The sequence below is a fragment of the Nocardioides sp. CPCC 206348 genome, from assembly GCF_048654705.1.
Classification (GTDB): domain Bacteria; phylum Actinomycetota; class Actinomycetes; order Propionibacteriales; family Nocardioidaceae; genus Nocardioides.
In genome coordinates this window covers 3,515-3,771 of the sequence record NZ_JBMCZA010000213.1, presented here as the reverse complement: position 1 = coordinate 3,771, position 257 = coordinate 3,515, and the positions used below count along the sequence as shown (strand labels likewise).

The 257-nt window shown below is 70.0% G+C and carries 1 protein-coding gene; it reads left to right on the top strand.

Annotated features, from left to right (window positions below; translation table 11 throughout):
- Positions 1-257, top strand: a 257-nt coding sequence (locus ACOADB_RS22550; protein ID WP_378603915.1) for a flagellar M-ring protein FliF C-terminal domain-containing protein, incomplete at both ends; no start/stop codon positions are given.

The window sequence follows — 257 nt, the reverse complement described above, 5'->3', positions numbered from 1 at the left end:
CCGACGGGGACTCGTCGTACAAGAACGGCAGCGAGACGCGGGACAACGCCGTCGACAAGACCGTCGAGCACCGCGAGACGGCACCCGGCTCGGTCAACAGCCTGCACGTCGCCGTGGTCCTCGACGCCACCGCCGCCGCGGCCATCCAGCCCGAGGTCATCAAGGACCTGATCAGCAGCGCGATCGGCATCAAGGCGACCCGCGGCGACACGATCGAGGTCTCCGCACTGCCGTTCGACCGCAGCGCCGACGAGGCC